The sequence below is a fragment of the Nocardia ninae NBRC 108245 genome, assembly GCF_007990755.1.
In the GTDB taxonomy this organism is placed as follows: Bacteria; Actinomycetota; Actinomycetes; order Mycobacteriales; family Mycobacteriaceae; genus Nocardia; species Nocardia ninae.
In genome coordinates, this window is sequence record NZ_BJXA01000061.1 from 23,333 (window position 1) to 44,302 (window position 20,970).

At 68.6% G+C, this 20,970-nt stretch carries 16 protein-coding genes; 9 read left to right on the forward strand and 7 right to left on the reverse strand.

Annotated features, from left to right (window positions below; all coding sequences use genetic code 11):
- The first annotated feature begins 48 nt into the window (after window positions 1–48).
- The 4 genes from NN4_RS32305 (at window position 49) to NN4_RS32320 (ending at window position 9,689) form a co-directional block, all read left to right on the forward strand.
- Window positions 49–4,716, forward strand: coding sequence for a hypothetical protein (locus NN4_RS32305; RefSeq protein WP_147139345.1), 4,668 nt, complete (start codon window positions 49–51; stop codon window positions 4,714–4,716).
- A 50-nt stretch (window positions 4,717–4,766) separates the two neighbouring features.
- A complete protein-coding gene (locus NN4_RS32310) occupies window positions 4,767–5,291 on the forward strand; it encodes a hypothetical protein (protein ID WP_135236555.1) in 525 nt (174 codons plus the stop codon).
- Between the two features lie 26 nt (window positions 5,292–5,317).
- The gene (locus tag NN4_RS32315; protein WP_147139347.1) at window positions 5,318–5,578 is read left to right on the forward strand and encodes a hypothetical protein; all 261 of its coding nucleotides are present in this window, start codon (window positions 5,318–5,320) and stop codon (window positions 5,576–5,578) included.
- 292 nt (window positions 5,579–5,870) lie between these two features.
- Window positions 5,871–9,689, forward strand: a complete 3,819-nt coding sequence (locus tag NN4_RS32320) for an NACHT and WD repeat domain-containing protein (protein WP_147139349.1) — start codon at window positions 5,871–5,873, stop codon at window positions 9,687–9,689.
- A 99-nt stretch (window positions 9,690–9,788) separates the two neighbouring features.
- Here NN4_RS32320 and NN4_RS32325 read toward each other — a convergent pair whose 3' ends face one another.
- Entirely contained in the window at window positions 9,789–10,658 is an 870-nt protein-coding gene (locus NN4_RS32325; RefSeq protein ID WP_147139351.1) for a LysR family transcriptional regulator, read from the reverse strand.
- Window positions 10,659–10,760: 102 nt separating this feature from the next.
- On the opposite strand from NN4_RS32325, the gene NN4_RS32330 reads away from it, so the two are divergent.
- Both NN4_RS32330 and NN4_RS32335 read left to right on the forward strand, forming a co-directional pair.
- Complete coding sequence (locus tag NN4_RS32330; protein WP_147139353.1) at window positions 10,761–11,990, forward strand: NAD(P)/FAD-dependent oxidoreductase; 1,230 nt, start codon at window positions 10,761–10,763, stop codon at window positions 11,988–11,990.
- 31 nt (window positions 11,991–12,021) lie between these two features.
- Window positions 12,022–12,849, forward strand: coding sequence for an endonuclease/exonuclease/phosphatase family protein (locus NN4_RS32335; protein WP_147139355.1), 828 nt, complete (start codon window positions 12,022–12,024; stop codon window positions 12,847–12,849).
- 42 nt (window positions 12,850–12,891) lie between these two features.
- Here the strand turns inward: NN4_RS32335 and NN4_RS32340 are convergent, their stop codons facing one another.
- Window positions 12,892–13,845 (reverse strand): alpha/beta fold hydrolase, encoded by a 954-nt coding sequence (locus NN4_RS32340; protein WP_147139357.1) that lies wholly within the window; start codon window positions 13,843–13,845, stop codon window positions 12,892–12,894.
- A 102-nt stretch (window positions 13,846–13,947) separates the two neighbouring features.
- Between NN4_RS32340 and NN4_RS32345 the strand changes: the two genes are divergently transcribed.
- Window positions 13,948–14,259, forward strand: coding sequence for an ArsR/SmtB family transcription factor (locus NN4_RS32345; protein ID WP_147139359.1), 312 nt, complete (start codon window positions 13,948–13,950; stop codon window positions 14,257–14,259).
- An 80-nt stretch (window positions 14,260–14,339) separates the two neighbouring features.
- On the opposite strand, the gene NN4_RS32350 is transcribed toward NN4_RS32345, so the two are convergent.
- The 4 genes from NN4_RS32350 to NN4_RS32365 form a co-directional block, all read right to left on the reverse strand.
- Window positions 14,340–14,657, reverse strand: a complete 318-nt coding sequence (locus NN4_RS32350; protein WP_246181199.1) for a DUF222 domain-containing protein — start codon at window positions 14,655–14,657, stop codon at window positions 14,340–14,342.
- Window positions 14,658–15,524: 867 nt separating this feature from the next.
- A complete protein-coding gene (locus NN4_RS32355) occupies window positions 15,525–16,169 on the reverse strand; it encodes a TMEM175 family protein (RefSeq protein ID WP_147139363.1) in 645 nt (214 codons plus the stop codon).
- A 33-nt stretch (window positions 16,170–16,202) separates the two neighbouring features.
- Window positions 16,203–16,724 (reverse strand): DUF6790 family protein, encoded by a 522-nt coding sequence (locus NN4_RS32360; protein WP_147139365.1) that lies wholly within the window; start codon window positions 16,722–16,724, stop codon window positions 16,203–16,205.
- A 72-nt stretch (window positions 16,725–16,796) separates the two neighbouring features.
- Window positions 16,797–17,219: a MarR family winged helix-turn-helix transcriptional regulator gene (locus tag NN4_RS32365; RefSeq protein ID WP_147139367.1), complete on the reverse strand. Its 423-nt coding sequence runs from the start codon at window positions 17,217–17,219 to the stop codon at window positions 16,797–16,799.
- A 140-nt stretch (window positions 17,220–17,359) separates the two neighbouring features.
- Here NN4_RS32365 and NN4_RS32370 point away from each other — a divergent pair, with 140 nt between their 5' ends.
- Entirely contained in the window at window positions 17,360–18,481 is a 1,122-nt protein-coding gene (locus tag NN4_RS32370) for an epoxide hydrolase family protein (RefSeq protein WP_147139370.1), read from the forward strand.
- A gap of 109 nt (window positions 18,482–18,590) precedes the next feature.
- Here the strand turns inward: NN4_RS32370 and NN4_RS32375 are convergent, their stop codons facing one another.
- Window positions 18,591–20,000 carry an aminotransferase-like domain-containing protein gene (locus NN4_RS32375; RefSeq protein WP_147139371.1) on the reverse strand — a complete coding sequence of 470 codons (1,410 nt, stop codon included), beginning with the start codon at window positions 19,998–20,000 and terminating at the stop codon, window positions 18,591–18,593.
- Here NN4_RS32375 and NN4_RS32380 point away from each other — a divergent pair.
- A complete protein-coding gene (locus tag NN4_RS32380; RefSeq protein WP_147139373.1) occupies window positions 19,999–20,970 on the forward strand; it encodes a DMT family transporter in 972 nt (323 codons plus the stop codon). The genes NN4_RS32375 and NN4_RS32380 overlap by 2 nt on opposite strands.

Sequence of the window (20,970 nt, forward strand, 5' to 3'; positions counted from 1 at the left end):
CACGAGCGTTCCAGGACCACCAAACAAGGTGCAAAACATCGCAAGGCAGTGAAACGGAATCGTCGCGGCCTTTATGCGGCGGCCGCGTTTGCCTCGCTGGCCACCGTGATGGTGTCGACCGGCCGGGCGTCGGCGGAAGCGCCCGCGTTTCCGCCGATCCCGACTAATCCGGGTGAGCTCGTCCCCGGCTTGAACTCCGCCGTGCCCGGTCTCGGGGACGCGGTCGGCGGGGCGATCACCGAGTTCGGCGAATCCGTTCCGGACATCGGTGCGGCCGTGCCCGAACTCGGCAACGTCGCAACCAATTTCGGTCCCGCCGGGCAGAACATGGTGGATCAGGCGCTTAACGCGCTGGACAACGTCACCGCGGGCACCCCGGCCGAAAACGCGGGGAGCATGATTCGCGGGTTCACCACACCGGCGGCGCCGCTCGCCGCGGCGGCGGCGGAACCTGTTGCTTCGGTACCCGGCGCTGCTCCTGCGGCCGGCCCGCTCGGCTTCGTTCCCTCGCAGGTCACCGAAATGGCGGCCGTTGCGGAACAGGTGATCAGCACCGGTGTCGATCTACAGCAGCTGGCCGGTTGGGCCGACAAGACCTTCCCGAGTGGGCCGCTGCGCGGGCCCGTCGAAGACATGCTCGCCTTCGTCAACCAGGCGATCGAACAGGCGGGCACGCGGCGCGACCCGATCAGCTCGCCGATCGAGGACCTGATCAACCAGGCGCAGACCCTGTTCGACTTCCCGAAGGACGGGCCGAACCCCACCCAGGCGTTGCGCGATCTGCTCACGCCGATGCTCGGGCAGACCGTAGGTGGCGCAGATCCGTTGCAGGGCTTGGCCGAAGGGATCAGGCAGCTCATCGCGGATCCGGTCGGCTCGCTGAATACCGCGCTCGCACCGGTGCTGACCGAAATCCGCAACCTGGTGCTGGACAGTGGGTTGATCAACAGTCGCCGTGAGGCGGCCTTGCCGTTGCTGGCACTGCCGGTGCTCGCCGCAGTGGTGATCGTCGGTGTTGTTGCCGCGCTGGCGATCGGTGCCGTCGCGCTGCTGGCCGCGCCGTTGATTATCGGTGTGCTGCTGGTCGGCGGCATCGTGCTGGCCGCGGTGGCGCTGCCCGCGTTGATCGTCCTCGGAGTCGTGCTGGCTGTTGTCGCGCTGCCGGTTCTGGTGGTGCTCGGCGGGATCGCGCTCGCGGCCGTGGCGTTGCCTGCGCTGGTCGTGCTCGGTCTGGTCGGGCTCGGTCTTGCCGGAATCGTGACGCTGGGCGCACTGGGTCTTGCCGCGGTGGCAACGGTGGCTGTGCTCGGCTTCGCCGCGCTCGTGGTCGTGCTGACGCTGTGGTGGACCGGGCCGATCGCGTTGGTCGCACTCGCCGCGCTCGCGCTCGTCGGCGTTGTGACCCTCGGTGCGTTGATCCTTGCGGCGGTCGTCGCGCTGACGGTGTTCGCTGTGGTGGAGACGATCGCGTTGTCCGCGCTTGCGTTGGCCGCGTTGATCGTGATCGGTGCGGTCACCTTTACTGCGTTGGCTGCGCTCTTCGCGCTGGGATTGCCTGCGGCGCTCGCGCTCGGTGCCATCGCGCTCGGGGTGGCCGCCACGCTCGGGGTGCTGGCGCTTGCCGCGGTGATCGTATTCGTGGTGCTGGGCTGGACGGGGTTGCCCGCGCTGCTCATCATCGGCGCCATCGCTGCGGTCGCGGCGATCGTTGTCGCGGCGGGTGTGGTGGCCGCGCTGACCGTGGTGGCCGCGTTCGTTGTCGCGGCAGTCGTTGGACTCGCTGCCCTCGCTGTCGGTGGTGTGATCGCCCTTGCGGCACTGGCTTTCGCTGCGCTGGTCGTGATCGCGGTCTTCGGCGGACCCGCGCTGCTCGCATTCGGCGCAGTCGCCGCCGTTGTCACCTTGGCCGCGATCGCGGCACTGGTCGCGCTCGCTGTCGTCTCGGCACCGTTCGTACTTGCCGCCCTGGCGATCGCCGCGGTGGTCGCGATCGCTGTGGTGGCGCTGCCGGTGATTGCGGCGCTGGTTGTCGGCGCCGGAGTACTTGCTCTGCTTGCCGCGCCGTTCGTACTGGGCGCGCTTGCGGTTGCGGCGGTGGTGGGGCTCGCCATTGCGGCGGCGGTGCTTGCCGTGATCGCCGCGCCATTTGTGCTTGGTGCGCTTGCGATCGCCGCGCTGGCGCTGCCTGCGTTGATTGTGTTGGGCGCGTTGGCAATAGGTGCTGTTATCGGGACGGTGGCGTTGCTTGCTACCGGTGCGGCTGTGCTGGCTGTGGTTGCGGCACCGGTACTGCTCGCGGTGCTTGCGGTGGCTGCTGTTGTCGGGATCGGGGCGCTGGTTGCCGCGGGCGCGGTTGCGCTTACGGCGTTGGCGCTCGGCGCGGTCGCGCTGGCGTTGGTGGCGGCACCGGTTCTCCTCGGCCTCGGGGCCGTCGCGCTGGCGACGCTGGCTGTGGTCGCGGTGGTCGTGCTCGGCGCGCTCGGGTTGGGTCTGGCAGGGACGGTGACCCTCGGTGCGCTGGCGCTGGCCGGTGTGGTGACCACCTTGGTGCTGGCCTTCGCCGCGGTGGCCGTGGTGCTGCTGCTCGGTTGGACGGGCGTGCCCGCACTGATCGCGCTCGCGGCCATCGGGGTGGTCGGGGCGGTTGTACTCGGTGCGCTCGCCCTCGCCGCGGTGATCGCGTTGACCGTCTTCGGTATTGCGAATGCGATCGGCCTGGCCGCCTTGGCCTTGGCCGCCGTGGTCACAGTCGTCGCGGCGACCCTCACCGGATTGGCCGCGCTCGGCGCGATCGCCCTCGGCACCGCCGTCACCCTCGGCGTACTGGCCCTCGGTGCGGTAGCAGTAGTGCTGCTGGCGGGCTGGACCGGAATTCCCGCGCTGGTCGCTCTCGCCGCCATCGCAGTGGTCGCGGCAATCGTGGTCGCCGCCGCGGTGACTGCCTCGGTGGTCGCCCTCGCCGGACTCGCCGTCGGCACGCTGGTCATCCTGGCCGGCCTGGCCTTCGCTGCGCTCGTCATCACCGCTGTACTGGGCTCACCCGTCCTGGCCGCGCTCGGCGGTCTGGTCACCGCGGTCGCCCTCGCCGCGCTCGCGGTGCCGATCGTGCTCGGCGGTCTTGCCCTCGCCGCGCTGGCTTTGCCTGTGCTGGTTGTGTTGGGCGCGTCGGCAATCGGCGCAGTAATCGGAACGGGCGCGTTGCTCGCCACGGGTGCGCTCGCTCTCGCCGCGCTGGCTGTGGTTGCGGTGCCGGTGTTGCTCGCGGTAGGTGCTGTTATCGGGACGGGCGCGCTGCTGGCGGTCGGGGCGATCGCGCTGGCGGCCGTGGCGTTGCCGGTGCTGATCGGGCTGGCTGCGCTGGCGCTGCCTGTGCTGGGCGCGTTGGGTATTGGTGCGGTCATCGGGACGGGCGCACTGCTTGCTACGGGCGCTGCCGTTCTGTCGGTGCTAGCTCTGCTAGCGGCACCGGTTGTGCTCGGTGTGCTCGCGGTGGGTGTTGTTATCGGGACGGGCGCACTGCTGGCGGTCGGCGCGGTCGCGCTGGCGGCCCTATCGTCGCCGGTACTGATCGGGCTCGCTGCGCTGGCCCTGCCTGTGCTGATCGCGTTGGGCATGGGGGCGGTAATCGGAACACTCGCGTTGCTTGCCACCGCCGCGGCCGCCGCGCTCGGTATTCCGGCAGCCATTGTGTTGGGAGCCTTAGCTTTCGGTGCGGTTGCCGTGGCTGCGGCACTGGCTCTGCCGGGCCTCGTGGCACTCGGTGCTCTGGGTGCAATCGCAGCGGCTGTGGCTGCCGCGCTGGCCGCGCCCGGGTTGATCGCGTTCGGTGCGTTTGCGCTGGCGGTGGCTGTCACGATTGCCGCGCTGGCGGTGGCGACGCCGCTGGTGTTGGGGGCGTTGGCGGTTGGTGCGGTGCTGACGACGGTCGCGCTGCTGACCGCGGGTGCGGTCGCATTGGCGGCGCTCACTATCGCGCCTCTCGTGGTTGGCGCCATTGCGTTCGGCGCGGTTGTCGCGTTGCTCGGTGCGGGCGGCTTGCTTGCGCTGGCGCTTGCGGCCCTGCCGTTGCTGGCGATCGCCGCTGTGGCGGCTTCGGTGTTCGCGGCCGGTGCCGTGGCGGTGGCGGTGATCGGGCTGCCGCTGGTCGCCTTGGGAGTGCCTGCAGCACTGGCGGTTCTGCTGACGCTGGCACTGCTGGCGACGCTGTTGACGATAGCGGTGCCGGTCGGTGCTGCTGCCGCACTCGGCGCGGCTGCGTTGGCGGCGGCGGTGGGTGGCGCGGCGCTGGTCGGCGGGGCGGCACTGTTCGGCGCTCCGTTGCTGCTGGCCGCGACGGCGACGCTGCTGCTGGCCGGTGGTTTCCTGCCGCTGGTGGTCGTGCTGCCGCTGCTCGTGCTGGCGGTCATCGTGGTGGTGCCGCTGGTCGGGCTGTCGATCCCGGATGTGAAGTCCTACCTCATCTCCGCGATCCGGGCCTGGCGCGACCAGAACACCGAGCGCGGGGATTCCGACAGCGGCATGACCCCGACCGGAACCCAGTTCCTCGACGACATCCAGGACACCGCGAGCCTCGAGGATCTGATCGCCTCGTTGCAGAAGGCGTTGGCCCCGCAGCCCGCGGCAGCTGAGGCCGAGCTCCCGCTGGTCGGCATCGGTGCGGCGGACGGGCGCACCACCAACCAGGACGACCGTCGTCTGGTCACGGTGTCCGTATGAGCACGCACCGAACCGAAACCCTCTCTCCTACAACGAACTCGGAGTCAAAGATGAACCCTGAGACGAACAATGCCGAAGCCGGCTTCGATACCTCCGACCCAGCCCTGCACCTGGAGTATCTCTACGGCCCGCAGTGGCGTGATGTCGTGCGGATCGTCGAACGCGCCGCCCAGCTCACCCCCGACGAAATGGCGAAACTCAACGCCAATAAGGACGCCGGGTTCACGGCAGGGCCGTCCGCCAACGAAAGCATCGAGCGGCTGCTGGCGAGCTTCCGTACCTCGACCGCCGACACCCAGACCGCGGCGATCGCGGCCGTGACGGCAAAGGAGTTCGGCCGCACCCGCGCCGTACAGATCGCGGGACTGATTGCCGGACAGTCGATTACCCCGGCCATCTCGGGCGGCGCCGAAGGTTTCGGCGGGCTGCTCGCCTCGCTCGGTGGGGTAGGGGCGCTCAGCACGATCAACCGAGCGGTCACCGCGGCGGTGCTCGGCGACCTGGTCGGCCGCGGTGATTTCACCAAGGACGTCTACAACGCCCTGATGGATCCCTGGACCGACGCCATCAGCTGATCCCGACCAGCATAGGAGATTCGATCATGTTCGAGACGAGATCCGCGCCGAGCAGCACCGCCCCCTTCGCCGGACTGCTCGACGCCGCCGCCGCACCGGTCTGCTTCGGCTACTACGAGCAGAACGCCACCGACGACGACACCATCGCCCACTGTCACGAGCCCCGTGTCGGCCCGGTCGGCTGGTGGAACCGGCACCGGCACGTCGGATTGGGCGTCGGCCTGATGCTGGCAGGCACGCTGGGCTTCGTCCCCGCGGTGCAGAACGCAATCCTCATGGGGCTGTAGACAGTCCCATGATGGGCGCGCGAGGCACACCGTGACTGCATCCGCGGTGTGCCTCGTCGTGTCCACCGGCGCGGAGCAAACCGGCTGGTACGATCTGGGTGCCGCTCGACCGGGTGCGCCCGGTGGCGCCGAAAGCGTGCTCGATGGCAAGCAGCCCGAGGACACTCCACTCGGCCGCAGCACGACCTCGGCTCGGTTCCACAACCCGACACCTCGGTGGAGCACATGCGATTGTCTTGTTCGCTGATCTGCCCACAATTCACAACCCCGCCCCCGCGGCGATAGCCCACCGGTGGACGAGCGCACCGCGCACTCCCAGGGCGGTTCAGCACCGAGCGGGCCGAGCCGAGCCGAAGGCCGCCGCGTCTTCGCCGCCCGCCTCGGCCGGCTTTTCGCCGCGGCCGGCGCGCCACCGGTGAAATCGGTGGTCCGCGCCGCGAACGAACAGGCCCGCGACGGCGGCCGGGTCACCGCCCAGCGGATCAGCGACTGGCGGCGCGGCAACCGCACGCCCGCCACGTTCGGCTCGATCCAGTCGGTGCTCGAGGTGTTGATCGGGGAAGCGAAGCGGCGTGCCGCTGCCAATCCGTCCATCGACGCGACCTTGTTGGATCTGGCGCGTTGGCGTGCGGATTGGGAGGCGGCGAAGGTCGAGCCGCCGAGTATCGATATCGGTCGCGAGCCCTTCCGCGGGCTACTGGAGTACCGAACCGAGGACAGTGACCTGTTCTTCGGTCGGGAACAAGCGAAACAGCGGCTGCTCCAACTGATTTCCGATGCGGAATCGGGCGGCGGCCCGGCAATGGCTGTCCTGCTGGGCCTTTCGGGTGTCGGCAAGTCCTCGCTACTCGCCGCCGGGCTACAGGCCACCTCGGGTCCACGGACACCGATCACCATGACACCGGGCGACGATCCGATGGCCGCACTCGCCGCCGCACTCGACGCGCGGCCACCCGGTCACTGCCTGTTGGTGGTGGACCGGGGCGAGGAGCTCTTCACCCGATGCGGCAATGACGCTCTGCGGCAACAGTTCCTGGCCGTACTGGCGGCACTCGCCGCGCCCGGCATCGAGCCGCCTACCACCGTGGTCGTCGCGTTCGATGCCGCGCATCTCCCCGAACTGCTGCGATATCCGCTGCTGATGACGGTGCTGCGGGCCCACGCGATGGTGCTCGACCCGATGACACCGGCCGAACTCCGCGAGGCGATCGTCCGGCCTGTCGAGGTCACCGGGTTGCGTATCGAGGACAGCCTGGTCGACACGCTGCTGCAGGATCTCGACGCCATCGAACCGCACAGTTCGGTGCGCCTCGCGCTGCTGTCCTTCGCGCTGGCCGCGACGTGGGCCAACCGGCGCGGCAAAACGCTGACGCTGGAGGCCTATCGCGAAGCGGGCGGGTTGGCCCGCGTGAGCGCGGTCGGCGCCGAGAAGTTCTGGTCCCGGCTGACCGATCGGCAACGCGCCGCCGCCCGGCATGTGTTGGTCGCGCTGACGATCATCGGGCCGACCGCGGCGGTGCGCGACCGGATGCCGGTCGAACTGCTCATCGCCGAGTCCGCCGATCCGGAGGCGACGCGCGCGGTCATCGCCCGGCTGATTCGCGCGCGAATAATCGTGCAGCGCAACGACGAAGTCGAAGTGGTCCACGATCTGCTGCTGACCGGATGGCCGCGCATGGTCGAATGGTTGTCCGAGGAGAAGGAACTCGCACCCGTCCGCCAGCGCATCGAAGCGGACGCACGCGAGTGGGCCCGCCAGGGTCGGCCGGTGTCGCTGCTCTATTCGCGGACCAGGCTCGAGGACGCGGCCGCGTGGATGCGGCGCACGGATTCCGCGAACCGGCTCGCGAAGGAGTTCGTCGCGGCGGCGTCGGAACAGCAGCGCACCCGCGCCGTGCGGCGGCGGTTGATCTTCGCCGCCGTTACGGCGTTGACCGTTGTGGCACTGGTGCTTTCGGTGGTCGTGATCACCCAGCGCGCATCCGTCGCGCAGGAGCACAAGGACGTCGTGCTCGGCCAGCTGATCGAGGAATCGCAGCGCATCGATGGGGTGGACCCCGGGCTATCGACCCAGCTCGCACTGGCCGCATATCGGCTGAGTCCCGATGATCCGGCCGCGCGGGCACGCCTGCTCGCGATGCAGTTGCTGCCGTTGAACATCGCATCGGTGGCGGCGCACGACGGACTCGTCCGCGGGCTCGCGGTGAGCCCGAACCGGAAGTGGCTGGCCAGTGCGGGCAGCGATGGCCTCATCCGGTTGTGGGATCTGTCGGATCCGCAGGCGATCACCGCGGCCGGACCGGCGCTGACCGGTCATCGCGGTCATGTCGAGTCTGTGGCGTTCGGTCCGGACGGGCGGGTGCTGGTCAGCGCGGGTAGCGATGGCACAGTGCGGCTTTGGGACATCCACAATCCGGCCGAGGCGGGCAGGCTCGGTGAGTTCGACGTGGGAACGGCCACCACCTCGGTCACCTTCCTGCCGGACGGTCGCACCGTTGTCGCCGGAGCCGTCGACGGAACACTGAACTTCCTGAATGTCGAGACACCACAAGCTATTCGGCGGCTGGAAGCGCCGGTTGCCGCGCACGCCAACGGAATACGATCCCTGATGCTCGCCCCGGACGCCCCGGTCCTCGCCACCGCGGGTGAAGACCGCACCGTCCGGCTCTGGTCGATCGATAACCCCGAACAGCCGATCCCGCTGGGTGCACCGCTCGACAGCGAAGGCGCCGTGCAGGCCATCGCCTTCGGCCCGGGTGGTCGGCTCGCGGTAGGTACCGGCAACGGGGTGGTGCAGGTGTGGAATGTGTCCGATCCAGCGCTGCCACGGCTGGTCGGCCGGAAACAGACCCGTCCGGTCGCGATCGCCTCGCTGCAATTCTGGCAGGACGGGCGACTGCTCGTCACGACGGACGCCGACGGCGCCGTGCGGAATTTGGATACCAGCCGCCCCGATGGAGTGTCTCCGATCGGGCGGGAGCAGAGTGGCAACAGCGGCACGAACCGGTCGTTCGTGATCGTTTCGGACACCCAGATGGTCACCGCGGGCTGGGACGGACGGATCCGGACGTGGCGCCATGCGCGCGGGAATCTCGCCCTCGCGTTCGCGGGCTCACTCAGTTCGGTCAGCTTCGATCGGGCGAACAAGGTGCTGGCCAGCGGGCTGCACGACGGACAGATCGCCCTGTGGGATGTCAGCACCCCGTTCGACACCCGGTTGCTGAGCGAGCTGCCCGCGGGCGCACCGCCGGACCGGCGTGGGGCCAGAGTCGCGCTGCGGCCGGATGGTTCGCTGCTGGCCACCGCGGGCAGCGGTGAGGTGCGGCTGTGGGATCTCGCCGATCCGGCGCGGCCGGCCCCGATCGGTGCGCTGCCCGGCGCCGGTCTCGGCGGCCCGATCGCGTTCAACCCGAGCGGGGACCGTCTGCTCACCGGAGTCGACCGCCGATCGTTGCAGCTGTGGGACGTGACCGACCGACGCCCGCTCGGGCAACTGTCGACCGGATACGACAGTGCGATCGAACTCGCGGCCTTCGCGCCCGATGGTCGACTCGTCGCGGCGGCCGACGAGGACGCGCGAATTCACCTGTGGGACACGGCCGAACCGGGCAGGCCGGTCGTGACCCTGCCGGGCAGCCGCGCGGCGATCGTGCGAGCACTGGCCTTCGCCCCGGACGGCAAGACCCTCTTCGGTGCCGACGGTGACGGCATGATCCGCTCCTGGGACATCACCGACCCGGCCCGGATCCGCGAACTCGACGCGATCCGCGCCCACACCGACGCGGTGCGGACCCTGACCATCGATCAATCCGGCAGCCGCCTGGCCTCCGGCGGTGACGACGGTGTCGCCCGGCTGTGGAACATCGCCGACCCGTCCGATATCGAGCCACTCGGTGACCCGATCGAGGCGAGAATCGGCTCGACGTGGTTTCTGCGCTTCGACCCGCGCGACGAGTCCCGCCTGCTCGGCATCGGCGACCAACTGTCCGCCCTGTGGTACTCGGCACCGGAAGCGGTCGCCGCGGAACTGTGCGACTCCGCCGCGGTACACGTCGACGAGCGAACCTGGCATGACCTGCTCCCGTCGCTTCCCTACGTGCGCCCCTGCTGAAGGCGCAATACCGGATTGGGAGCTCTTGCTTCCTTCTCGCGAATAATGATGGGCGACAGGTGAATTCGGGGGAGGGGAGTGCGGTCACGTGTCGTCGGCCTACTGCAAGATGGGCGCGCGGTCACGCAGTTGCCGGGCGGCCGCCGACAAGTAGGTGTCCGTCCGCCACACCAGGTTCAAGACGCGCTCGCAGCCGGGGTTGTCGACTTCCAGCCAGCCCACCGGGTAGCGGGGCGCCGCCTGCCTCGAACCCGCTGGGACAAGCCCGATTCCGAGCCCGGCACTGATCAGATCGCCGGTCGCGCCGGGCTCGTCACCCTCGCACGAGATCGACGGGTGCAGTCCGGCTTCGGTGAACAGACGGTCGAGCAAGGTCCGTGGCCAGTAGCCGGGGCGGCAGGTGACGAAGTGCTCATCGGCCAACTCCGCGATGGTGACTCGGTCGCGTGCGGCCAGCGGATGCGCGAGCGGCACGGCCAACAGCACCTTCTCGCGCCACAATTCGACGGATCGCAGCGCGGGGCCGTCCAGCGGTTGCGAAGCGAAGCACAGGTCGACCTCGCGATCGGCGAGCTGCCGCTGCATGGTTTCGGCATTCGACTGGAACAGGCGGACATCGACGCCCGGATGCTCGGCGCGGAACCGGGCGAGCAAGCCGGTGATGGTCAGCAGGGTCTCCGCGGCGACCGTGACGCGGCCGTGGTCGAGCCCGGCCGCGTCAGCCAATTCGCTACGTGCGTCATCGAGTTCGGACAGTGCACGGTCGACCCGGTGCAGGAAGGTCACGCCGAAGGCGTTGAGCCGCACCTGCCGTCCCACGCGGTCGAACAGCGGGACGCCGAGTTCCTTCTCCAGCCGCGCGATCGTTCGGCTCACCGACGGCTGCGCCACCATCAACTCCGCGGCGGCCTGACTGATGTGCTCGCGCCGGGCGACCGCTTGGAAGTAGCGCAGTTGCAGTAGGTCCATCCGGTTCCTCCGTGTGCCGCCCAGCTGATGCCTTCAGGAGCATGAGTTTATGGCAGAACTGGTCTTGGCAGGCATGAGGCATCCAGGCTTAGCGTTCGAACCATGAACTCCTCGGATCCCCTCGTCATCGTCGGAGCTGGTCTGGCCGGCGCCACTGCCGCCCAGACGCTGCGCGCGGAAGGCTACGCGGGCCCGCTCGTCGTGATCGGCGACGAGCCGCGCCAACCGTACTGGCGGCCGCCGCTGTCCAAGGGCTTGCTGGCCGGATACGCCGAGCCGGAGCACATCGCCGTGGCGCCACCCCAGGAGTGGGCGGACAACGACATCGACCTGCGCACCGGAATCTGTGTGCACGAGCTGGATCCCGCCGCACGGACGCTGACTCTCGATGACGGTTCGTCCGTGCGCTACGACCAGCTGCTACTGGCCACCGGTGGCCGAGCCCGGCAGCTTCCGGGAATGTACGGTGCGCGCACGTTGCGCACCCTGCCCGAGGCGCTCGCGCTGCGCGCGGAACTGACCGAACGGCGCTCGCTGCTGGTCGTCGGAGCGGGACTGATCGGATTGGAAGTGGCGGCCACGGCCCGCTCGCTCGGCTGTGAGGTCACCGTCCTGGAAGTCGCCGGCGCACCACTGGGCCGTATAGTCCCGCCGTGGCTCGGTGGTTTGTTCGCTGCGCTGCATCGTCGCAACGGTGTGCGGTTCGGACTGGGTGTGCGGCTGGGCCGGGTGAGCCGAACCGAAGACGGTGTCGTCGCGGTAGCGGAGGACGGGCGCACCAACTGGTCCGCCGACCTCGCCGTCGCCGCGGTCGGGATGGTGCCGGCGACCCGGCTGGCCGAACGCGCGGGCATCGCCGTCAGCGACGGCATCGTCGTCGACGAATGGTGCCGTACCTCCGCGCCGGGAGTTTTCGCGGCCGGTGACGTCACCACCATCACCCATCCGCTGCTCGGCGGGCTCCACCGCATCGAGCACTACGGCAATGCCATGGAGCAGGCGACCGCTGCGGCACGGAACATGCTGGGCAACAAGACTTCCTACGCTCCCGTCCCCTCGGCGACGTCCGAGCAGTTCGGCACACGACTGGAAATCTGCGGGTGGCCCGACGCCGCCGACGTCTACGGCGAGCGCGGCTGCACGGTCCGCGGTGAACCGGGGGACTTGGATTTCTCCGCCCTGTTCTGGAAGGACGACCGCCTGGTAGCGGCGGCGTGCGTCGGCCGGAGCCGCGAATTCGAGCAGTGGCAACGGATCATCCGCGACCATCCCTACACCGAGGTCGACCGCCTCACCGATCCCGCAGTCGACCTGGCCACGATCGTCGGCTGACCGGCCGCGAGTTCAGAAAGCCTGAGCAACAATGCATTTACGCATCGTCACGATCAACGTTCAGAACAAGGAGGGTGACCCCCGCCGACCGGCCCTGCTCAACCAGGAGTTGCGTCGTCTGGCCCCCGACCTCGTCGCACTGTCGGAAGTCGTCGATACCGAGCAGCTCGACGTGCTGCTGGACGGCACCGAGCTGCACGGCACCCACCAAGCCGAGGTGATGGCGTACACACCGCCGTTCGTCGACCGCTACGGCGGGACTGCGGTGGCCAGCCGCTGGCCCCACCAGGTCGTGGAAGTGCTCGATCTGCGCCTGGGGGGTGCCGGGGATGTCCCCTGGTGCACGGTGGCGGCCAAAGTTCCATTGCCGGGCGAAGGCGAGGTGCTGTTCGTATCCACCACGGCCGCTTGGCGATTGGATGCCGGGGCCGTCCGCGAGCAGCAAGCCGTAGCCCTCAGCGATCTCGATGCCCGGCACCGCACCGACCTGCCCACGATCATCGCCGGTGATTTCAACGCCGATCCCGACGCGGCAAGCATCCGCTATCTCACCGGCCGCCAATCGATTTCCGGGCGCAGCGTGCACTACCACGATGCATGGGAGGTGGCCGGTGACGGACCGGGCCATACCTGGAGCGTCGACAACGCCACTGCTGCGGCACTATTCGATCAGATCGTGCGGCAGCCCGGACATCGACGTCGGCTGGACTACGTATTCACCGGCTCATGGCATGCACATCCGAAGGCGCGCTGCGAGATTCGTGCCGCGCAGCTCGCTTTCGACCGGCCCACCGATGGAGTCTGGCCGAGTGACCACTACGGGGTGGTTGTCGACGTCGAGATCGGCAAGGACAAGTGAGCATCGGGTCGGCGAATGCGCGACCTGCGCGCATTAGGGTGGTCAGCCGAGGAAGGCGACCAGGGCCTCGATCACGGCGTCGGGTTGTTCTTCGGGGACATAGTGGCCGCAGTCGGCGATCTCTACCACGGTGACGTCGGTTCCCTTGGTGGGCATCAGGTTTCGCAGGTACTCGTAGTTGCTCTCGTCGCCGCCGAGCGCGAGGATCGGCGCCGTGATCGGGCCGTAGCCGCGTTCGTCGGCGATGTCCTGGTTGAAGGTGCGGTACCAACCGTTCCCGGCGCGGATGGCGTCGGCGGTGGCGTAGGCGTGGGTGTAGACCTGGCGTGAGTGCTCGTCGATGGTGGCCGGATCCTTGGCCTGGCGGCCGAACAGCCAGTCGATCAGCAGCCGGACGCGGCCGTCACCGAGCAGCAGTTCGGGTAGGCCCTGGACCTGGTTGAACGCGAACCACCAGAGATACGAACGGTTCCCGGCCTCGATCACCGAATCGAGGTGCTGATCCGGTTCTGGAAGTAGCCCGAACTGTGACCAGCCCGCGTCGGGGTGCGGCACGTCGAGCAGCGCGATCTTGTCGGTGGCATCGGGATGGTTGGCCGCGTAGGCATAGGCCACCATCGCGCCGATGTCGTGTCCGGCGATACTCACCGACGCCAATCCCAGGTGCGCGACCAGGCTGCGGAGGTCGGCGGCCATCGTCTTCTTGTCGTAGCCGTCGACCGGCTTGTCCGAACCGCCCATGCCGCGCAGGTCGACTGCGATCACGCGGTAGCGGCGTGCCAACGCGAGCATCACCTTGTTCCACTGCCACCACGTCTGTGGCCAGCCGCCCAGCAACAGCAGTGGAGTGCCCGCTCCTCCGTCGACGTAGTGCAGCCGGACACCGTTGACCTCGGCGACGTGGCTGGTGAACCCGCCCGCCAGCGACGCGGCCAGGGCGGCGTCGGACAACATCTCGGGCGCGGTGCTGCTGGGCATGGTGACTTCCTCACACATCGTTCGATAGTACGAATTTCTCGTACCGTTGATAGTACGAGATGTTCGTACAATCGGAGCGGGAAGTCAATCCATCGTACGAAGATCACGTACAGTGGGGGAGTGGTCGACCTGTATCACCCCGAGACAACCGCGATCCGTCTTGTCGACGTGCTCGCCGCGCTCGGTCACCCGGTGCGCATGGAGGCCGTCCACGCCCTGGCCGACGGTGAGGAACGTTTCTGCGGCGAAATCTTGCCCAGCGAACCCAAATCCAGCCTGACGCACCATTGGCGAGCGCTGCGCGAAGCCGGGATAATCCATCAGCGCCGCGTCGGCCGCAAGTTCTACCTCACCCTGCGCCGCGCCGACCTGGACGCACGGTTCCCCGGCCTGCTCGACCTCGCCCTCACGGAACCCACCGGGTTCCGATAGGCGTCGCCGCGCTTGCGCGGTGATCGGACAGTCGGTACTCGCGGCCCTCCGAGTAGGGCTCGCGGAACCGGCGTTCGACCTCAGCTTGCGGCCGCCAGCACTCTCCACATCTTTCTGGGGCGCGAGCGGACCTGCGGAGTCGCGTGTTCGATGCGCCGCCGCGCTTCGTTGACGCTGATCCGCAGCAGGTCGGTCAATAGCTCCACGGTGTCCGGATAGCCGGTGTCCGCGGCGAGGCCGCGACGCTCGGCTTCGGCGACGGCCGCGCGCATGGCGGCATCCAGTCGCCTCCGGCGGCGTTCGGTTTCGACGAGGGTGCGCAGCAGGTCGGCATCGGTCAGCTCCGCCCATCCCGGTGTCCGGGCATCCGGCGCCAGCGCGGTCGAATGTATGTTCACGCGAGGCAGCCTACCGCAAGATAGAACATATGTTCGATACTTCGGGAATGCTGGGTATGCGCGAGTCGGGCTCATGTCGCATCCGCGTCGGACTACTCGAAATCAGCGCTCGACGAACAGTGGAAGCTGTTGCGCAGTACAGGTTTGCCCGCCGATTCGGCGCGGGCAGCGCGCGCATGTGACTGCGGCACGAGTCTGTTCCGGCGTGGCGGATGACCATCCGGCAACCCCGTTGCGGCACAACGGTTTCGGCACTTTCTCTTCGTCGACCAGTGCCCGGGAGCGACCGCGCGCACGATGCGCCCGGGCGCGTACGACCGCGTGCACGCCCGGGTCACCGAAGGCCACCGTCCGCAGCGGCTGCCGCTACACCTGACTAGTTGCCGCGTCCGGACTTGGGAGGCCCACTCTTCGGCGTCGGGGGTATCCGCTCGTACGTGCAGGCTCCTCCCGCATTCGGGGGACAGCTCAGGCACCGGTAACCGGGAATGTCCCTGCCGGCGCAGGAGGCGGCGAAATACGTCGATGCGCTGTGCACTCCATCAGTCGCTGGGGCTGCTGATGCCTCGCTCATTCCGAGACCGAGACCGGCGGCACAGACCGCGATCGCGGCGCCGAAGGCAATACGTGTGAACATAGTTTTGTTCCCCTCCAAGGCGACTCCCCGCCGCCAACCGTGATGTGGATTGGCAACAAATTCTGTTGTTGCCGAGTATCTTTCGGTTGATACGACGCAAAGCATAGGCACGGGACCTTTCAAGATCCTTAACGAGCTCGCGCGGTTGGTGGCTTGATCGAGCCCCGCACCCGTCCCGGCATCGCGCAGAATTCGCCGTTGCGCTGCAGGTCCCTGGGGCATCCAGTGACTCAGTTGGCCGAAATGGCTCCGCGCACGCGATCGATCAGCCGTCCCCCGAAAGCGGCCGACAACGGTGCGAGAAACCAGGCGTACCACACGTACGGAGTGACCCAGGCGAGTGCGGCCGTGGCGAAGAAGAGTGCGGCGACGGCGGACGAGGCATCGGCGCTGGTACGCAGATCAGCGGCAACGATGTGTTCGGCCAGTGTGGATCGTCGTGCGGCCAGATCTCGCACCACACCCTCACTGGCGAAGAGCAGCGCCGACGTCACAGCGAAGAGGCAGACGGCAAGCTTGTTGTCCGGAGCGTGCCCGAACACCGCCGTCGAATACGGCAGGATCGCGACCAAAAGCAGCAGCGGCGCATGCCATGCGAGAGTGCGCCGATCCAGCAGCGCCACCCCCTCGATCAACGTGTGATGGCGGCGCCACACCGCCCACAGCAGGCAGAACGCGAGCAGGAACGCCACAAAAGAAGCCCGTTCGTGCCAGAGGAACGCGGCCAGGGCGCCGGCATCGATGAGATCCTCGTCCTGGGGCCGCTTGATCTCGACGGCGAGCAGGGTTATCGCAATGGCGAGAACGGCGTCGGCGAACGCGCCGATTCGCTGCGGTGATAGGCCTGCACTCTGGCCGGTCGCGTCATGGTGCATGGGAGCTCCTCAGGTTACGGCGCCGGTGGGCTTTCAGGCGGGCGCGAACGTGGGCCGCTCGGTAATGGCGAGCTGTTGCGACCGGAGCGCGAGGATGATCATGACCGCGGGGAGGAGCAGGTCGTAGACCAGCACTCCGCCGGTGTTGCCGGGCGCGTGGTCGCCGTTGGCGAACCACTGGTAGAGGTGGCCGATCGCCGCGCCCCACAGGAACATTCCGGCGCCGAGGCCGATGGTGATGCGCTCGCGGGCGGTGGCCGAGGCGGCGCGGAATCCCATGACGGCGAGTCCAAGGTTGGCAAAGGCGATCTCGAATTGGAACGGGCTCTGGTTGAAGCCGATTGCGGTGGCCATCGCGTCCGGGACGGTCAGGAAGGCGATCGTCATCCACAGGCTGCCGCAGCCGAGTGCGGCCACGGCCCACCATCGCTGCCAGGTTTCCAGGGCGGCGGCACGGGAGGGGCTGTGCTGGGTTCGGATCAGTGCGCCGACCACCGCGATCACTATCCAGATCAGGGGGAAGGCCGACTGGGCGAGGTAAGGCATCTCGTTCATGAAGTTGAGTGTTGCATGGTTAATATTAACCAGTCAAGACTCAGGGTTATCGGTTACGGGTGTCGGACCGGGCTATCGGCGTGGCTCGAGAAGTTTGGCCAGCGCGGCAGTGTCGCGTAGGTAGCGCTCGTACGGAAAGCCCGCTGCGAGCAGCGCGTCGCGCAGCTCGTTCTGCAGCGGTCTGTCGCTGCTGTGAAAGGCGTTGCGGCCGGCTTCGGTGGTGCTGACCAGTCGTCGCCGTCCGTGCTCGGGGTCGGGCTCGACCGCGACGAATCCGGCTGTTTCCAGCGGGCGCAGGGCCCGGCTGACCGCCGGGTCCGACACCGCCAGCGCCTGCGCCAGCTGATGCTGAGTCACCGGCTCGATTTCTTCCAACGTCCCCAGCAGGCGTATCTGGCTGTATGTCAGCGCCTCCGAGTCGTCCACGCGTCGCCGCGCGGCCTCGCCGAGCAGGTACACCACACGATGCAGCAGGTCTCCGAGTCCATCGTCCACAAGCTGAACGTATCAGAGTCTTGCCCGGTTAACATTCATGGTGACGCCGGCCGGAAGTCTCGACGCCACGCGTGGGAGCCCGCGATGACGGTCCACTTCCATCTGATCCGATATCGCCTTGACCAGTAAGGAGCCTCGCCATGTCCGCCGAGCCATTCGAGGTCAGCATCACCGAAGCCGAGATCGCGGACCTGCGTGCACGATTGCGACGGACGCGGTGGCCCGAGCCCGAGCCGGTGGACGACTGGTCACAGGGTTTGCCGCTGGCGTATGCGCAGGAGCTGTGCCGCAGCTGGGCCGAGGACTACGACTTCGGGTTCGCCGAGCGGCTGAACGTGTTCCCGCAATACCGCGACACGATCGACGGGCTCGGCATCCACTTCCTGCATGTCCGCTCGCCGGAGCCGGACGCGTTCCCGCTCGTGCTCACGCACGGGTGGCCGGGTTCGGTGCTCGAGTTCCTGGAGGTCCTCGGCCCGCTGACCGACCCGCGCGCGCACGGCGGTGACCCGGCGGACGCGTTCCACGTGGTCGCGCCGTCGTTGCCCGGGTACGGCTGGAGTGACAAGCCGTCGACGACCGGGTGGGGCATCACTCGCATCGCGCGCGCCTGGGACACGTTGATGGTGTCGCTGGGTTACCAGCGGTACGGCGCGCAAGGCGGTGACTGGGGTTCGGCAGTGTCCGGCGCGCTGGGCGAGGTGGCGCCCGAGCGGGTCGCCGGCGTGCACCTGAACCTGGGATCCGTGGCGGCGGGCACGTTCGACGACCCGACGCCCGCGGAGCGGGCGAATCTCTTGGCCGAGAAGGAGTTCCGGCGCACCGGCCGGGGGTACTCGGCGATCCAGGCGACCCGGCCGCAGACGCTCGGCTACGGCCTCACCGACTCCCCGGCGGGGCAGGCCGCCTGGATCGCGGAGAAGTTCTGGGCGTGGACCGACAACGACGGCCATCCCGAGGACGCGTTGTCGCGGCAGACGATCCTCGACGAGATCTCGGTCTATTGGTTCACCGCGTCGGCCACGTCGTCGGCGCGCCTGTACTGGGAGAGCTTCGCCGACTTCCGGGACAAGGTGACCGTGCCATCCGGGCTGTCGGTCTACCGGCGCGACATCACCCGCCCGTCGCGGCGGGAGGCCGAGCTGCGGTTCACCGACCTGCGCTGGTTCGAGGAACTGCCGCATGGTGGCCACTTCGCCGCGCTGGAACAACCGGAGTCGCTGGTCGAGCAGGTGCGCGGGTTCTTCCGCCTGTTCCGCTGACTGTCCGTGCCGAGGGAGACACCACCACGGATCGGTCGCGAGTCCGGGCTACCGAGACCACATCGGGCCGTATCGCTCGCTGAAATCTTCGGCGTCCTCGCGCCGCGGCTCAGTCCTGGGTGGCGAGGGTCGCGGCGATGGTCCGCGCGGCCGCCGGGAACCCGTTCGGGTTCGGGCCGGTGAAGTTGAGGCGCAGGTAAGGACCGGATGGTTCGGCTGGGAACCACTCATGACCGGAGGCGACGTACACGCCTCGCGCCTCGCAGTCGCGGACGAGTCGGTCCGTGTCGGTGTTGTCCGGCAGGCGCGCCCAGAGATGGAGTCCGCCTCGGGGAACGTGGTCGACTCGCAGGCGAGGGGCGTGTTCGATGAGGCTGTCGACGAGCAACGCCCGGCGTTCGCGAAGTTGACCGCGCAGCCTGCGCAGGTGGGTCTGCCAGCCGGGATCGGTGAGGACTTCCAGGGCGGCTTGCTGGAGGAGACCGCTCACGTACATGGACTCGGCGGACTGGTCGGCCAGGATGCGATCGCGGGCCGGACCGCGGGCGATGACGGCGCCGACCCGGATGGTCGGTGACAAGCTCTTGGTCAGCGACCGGACGTAAACGACGTGGCCCGCGGTGTCTCGGGTTGCTACCGGCCGGGGTTCGGTATCGATCCCGAAGTCGTGCGCCCAGTCGTCCTCGACGAGGAACGCGCCGTGCGACCGGACGACCTCGAGGACGGCCTCGGCGCGGTCCGGGGACCATTGCGCCCCAGTGGGATTCGCGTAGTTCGGTTGGACGTAGAAGGCTCTGGCTCCGGTCTCTCGCAAGGACCGGTCCAGCCCCGCTGGGTCGGGTCCTTCTGCGTCGCTCGGCACCGGAACCAGCCGGACGCCGGACTGGTGCGCCGCGCGGATCGCGCCCCAGTACGTGGGCGACTCGATCAGTAGCGGTTGTCCCGGGGCGACCAGTGCGCGAAACGTCGAGGTGAGTCCGCTTTGGCTGCCGGGGACGATCACCACGTCGTTCGCCGTGGGGGCGGCGAGACCGGCGGGTGTCTGGTCGGCCAACTCGGTCGCGAACCAAGTCCGAAGGTCGTTGAGCCCGGCGGAGTCCGGTCGGGTCGTGGCCATGGATCCGCGCGCCGCGCGCGTCAGGGCCGCCCGAACCAGCCGCTCGGGCAACAGGTCTGCCTCGGGGTAGCCGGAATGGAGCGCTTGCGCGTCGGGCGGCGGGGTGCGCATGGTGCCGCCGACGCTCGGCAGCGTGCGGCGCGGAGTGCCCAAAGCCGCTGTCTGCCAACCGAAATCCTGCGGCCGCATGGGCCGCGGCGCGCGAACGAAGCTGCCGACGCCGGGGCGGCTCTCGATGAGGCCCTCGGCGGCGAGTGCGCGGACGGCCTTCTGCACGGTGACCGGGCTGGCGGCGTACTCCGTCACCAGCTGACGGGTGGACGGAAGCTGCGCGCCCGGGGCGGCGGTAGCGATCCACGCACGGATTCCGGCGGCGATTCGACTGCTGCTATCGTTGAACATGTCAGTACAGAGTAGCGCTACTATCGAAGTGCGCACACCGCTACCGTCCACGTTGTCCGGCGCCGGCTGGGGACTGATCGGTGTCGCAGCCTTCTCCTTCACGATGCCGCTCACTCGCATCGCGGTCGGCGGACTCTCGCCGCTGTTCATCGGATCCGGTCGCGCGGTGGTCGCTGCCGTGCTGGCTGGTGTGGCCCTGGCGGTCACGCGTCAAGCATTTCCCTCGGGTACGCAGCGGGTGCGGCTCGCGGTCGTTGCGGCGGGCGTGGTCGTCGGCTTCCCGGTTCTCACCTCGTACGCCCTGACGGTGACACCCGCCAGCCACGGCGCCGTCGTGGTCGGCCTGCTGCCCGCGGCCACCGCGGTCATGGCCGTGCTGCGCACCGGTGAACGTCCGGCGCGCGCCTTCTGGCTGTTCTCCCTCGCGGGCGCGATCGCCGCGGTCGTGTTCGCCCTGGTGGAGGGCGGCGGTTTCGGCGAAGTCCACGGGGCCGATCTGCTGCTGTTCGGCGCGGTGGTCGCGGCTGCCGTGGGCTACGCCGAGGGTGGCCTGCTCGCCCGCGAGATCGGATCCTGGCAGACCGTGTCGTGGGCGCTGGTGCTATCTGCGCCACTGATGCTCACGCTTGCCGGTGTCGCCCTCGCCGATCAGGCGCCCGCGGCCACTGCGGGCGAATGGGCTTGCTTCGCTTACCTTTCGGTCGTCAGCATGTATCTCGGCTTCTTCGCCTGGTACCGCGGGTTGGCGATCGGGCCGATGGCGCGGGTCAGTCAGGTGCAGCTCGTTCAGCCGGTCATGAGTATCTGCTGGGCGGCGCTGCTGCTCGGGGAACGAATCGGCTGGCTCACATTCGCGGGTGGGTTGGTGGTCATCGCCTGCGCGGGTGGTGCGGTGCGCACCAGGCTCGGTCTGACCACAGCCGTCGCGAAGGATGACGTGGACTTCGTGCGTCGATTGCCGGGAGCGTAA